Source organism: Streptomyces sp. H27-D2 (assembly GCF_035828615.1).
Taxonomy (GTDB): Bacteria; Actinomycetota; Actinomycetes; order Streptomycetales; family Streptomycetaceae; genus Streptomyces.
This window is the reverse complement of the sequence record NZ_JAYMZR010000194.1, coordinates 1-2186: the sequence shown is the minus strand read 5'-3', so window position 1 is coordinate 2186 and position 2186 is coordinate 1. Positions and strand designations below refer to the sequence as shown.

2 protein-coding genes are annotated in these 2186 nt (G+C 65.9%); one reads left to right on the top strand and one right to left on the bottom strand.

Annotated elements, in window-relative coordinates:
- Positions 1-389 precede the first annotated feature (389 nt).
- Positions 390-566 carry a hypothetical protein gene (locus tag QMK28_RS33785; RefSeq protein ID WP_326443517.1) on the bottom strand — a complete coding sequence of 59 codons (177 nt, stop codon included), beginning with the start codon at positions 564-566 and terminating at the stop codon, positions 390-392.
- A gap of 41 nt (positions 567-607) precedes the next feature.
- Here QMK28_RS33785 and ltrA point away from each other — a divergent pair, with 41 nt between their 5' ends.
- A complete protein-coding gene (gene ltrA / locus QMK28_RS33780) occupies positions 608-2038 on the top strand; it encodes a group II intron reverse transcriptase/maturase (RefSeq protein ID WP_326443516.1) in 1431 nt (476 codons plus the stop codon).
- The last annotated feature ends 148 nt before the right edge of the window (positions 2039-2186 follow it).

The following is a 2186-nucleotide window of genomic DNA, read 5'->3' as shown; positions in this document are numbered from 1 at the left end:
ATGGTGCGCCACGAGGCGCCACTACCCCGAGCGGGGGTGAAAGGACCCCGCCGCTGGCCTGTCGCAGCAGGCCAGTGCAGCTGAGGGCAGCCTGATCGCGGAGACGCGCGGGAGGGCGGCAAGCAGCCCCTGACAAAGCCGGGACGCATTGGCACTGCCAGACGGTGCGGGTCCGGCAAGCGAGACGAGAAGCCGTACGAGAGGAACCAGTGTTAGAAGCCCCGTAATACTTGAACCGGCTCCAATCTGGCGGATATGGGCCGGGACGCAGTGCACGCCACCGAAACTCTGGTGGCGACTCCGAAGCCGGTTAATGGTGCTGGTGGGGAGGCCATGTTGAAGGTCTGCGGCGTAGGCATGGCGAAGCTGTCGGGGCACAGCTGGGCGGCTCACTCGACGATCGGGTGGTGGTGAACGTGGGAAGCGATCAGGTGTCGCCCTTCCCGTCCGGCAGCCAGCTGGGCGGAGGGCAGGCCCGTCGTCGGCTGACGACGCCAGGTCGTGGCGGAGTCCTCGTAGTAGTCCGGGCGCGCGAGAGGCGCGTACATGGCGAAGGGGGACAGCAAGTCAGCAGTGGAAGGACTGGAAGGCCAGGAGGTTATCGCCGGTGAATACCGACGATCTGGAGTACGTCCTGATGAAGGCCGAACGCCGGGTACTGGAGATCCAGACCAAGCTGCACCGTTGGGCCCGCGAGGACTCTCATCGCAGGTTCGATGACCTGTTCAACCTCGTCTCCGATCCCGCGTTCTTGCTGGTCGCGTGGGTTCGGGTGCGGGGCAACAAGGGAGCCCGCACGGCCGGAGTGGACGGCGAGACCGCCTACTACGTGGAGACCGTGCGGGGCGTCGAGGTCTTCCTCGACAGGCTGCGGTCCTCGATCAAAGACCGTAGCTTCTGCCCGCTCCCGGTCCGGGAACGGATGATCCCCAAGGCGGGCGGGAAACTGCGTCGTCTTGGGATCGCGACCGTGACCGACCGGGTCGTGCAGGCGTCCCTGAAGCTGGTGCTGGAGCCGATCTTCGAGGCGGATTTCCTCCCGTGCTCCTACGGGTTCCGTCCGAACCACCGGGCTCACGACGCGGTGGCCGAGGTCCGCCACCTCACCTCCCACTCCTACGAGTGGATCGTGGAGGGCGACATCAAAGCCTGCTTCGACGAGATCTCACACACGGCCCTGATGGACCGGGTGCGTGCTCGCGTCGGGGACAAACGCGTCCTGACCCTGGTGAAGGCGTTCTTGAAGTCCGGGATCCTCGGTGAGGACCGCGTACTTCGGGAGAACAACACCGGGACCCCGCAGGGGTCGATCCTCTCCCCGTTGCTCAGCAACGTGGCCCTCTCCGTCCTGGACGAGCACGTGGCCCAGGGCCCAGGAGGTCCAGCGAGCACCTTCAACGACCGGCAAAAGCGCCGACGTCGCGGACTGCCGAACTACAGGCTTATCCGCTACGCAGACGACTGGTGCCTGGTCGTGTCGGGCACGAAGTCCGACGCGGAGGCGCTCAAGGAAGAGATCGCCGGGGTCCTCTCGACGATGGGCTTGCGCCTGTCGCCGGAGAAGACCCTGATCACCCACATCGACGAGGGCCTCGACTTTCTCGGCTGGCGCATCCAGCGCCACCGCAAGCGAGGCACCCACAAGCACTACGTCTACACCTACCCCGCCCGAAAGGCCCTCGCGGCCGTGACGGCGAAGGTCAAGGCACAGTGCCGCAAGACAGGCACCGACCTGCCGTTCGACACCCTGCTCATCTGTCTCAACCGGATGTTGCGGGGCTGGTGCGCCTACTTCCGTCCGGGCGTGTCGAGCACGGCCTTCCAGTACCTGAGCTCGTATACCTGGGGCCGGGTCATCTGGTGGCTGCGGCGAAAGCACCCCCATATGAACTGGAAGGACCTCCGCCGCCGTTTCTGCGGCGGAGGTTGGTGGCCGGCCAGCGAGGAACGGGAACTGTTCAACCCGGCGAAGGTAGGCACCACTCGCTACCGCTACCGGGGATCAGTCATCCCCTCCCCATGGCCGATCACGGGATGAGACAAATCCTCAAGGAATCCGAGGGACTTGTGGAGCGCCCGTTGCGTTGAGAGGCGCACGGCGGGTGCGGGAAGCGGTCCGGAGAAACGGACCGGCCGAAAGGTCGGGACCGCGCTCCGGGCCGACTTCACGCCATGGAGCTGGACGA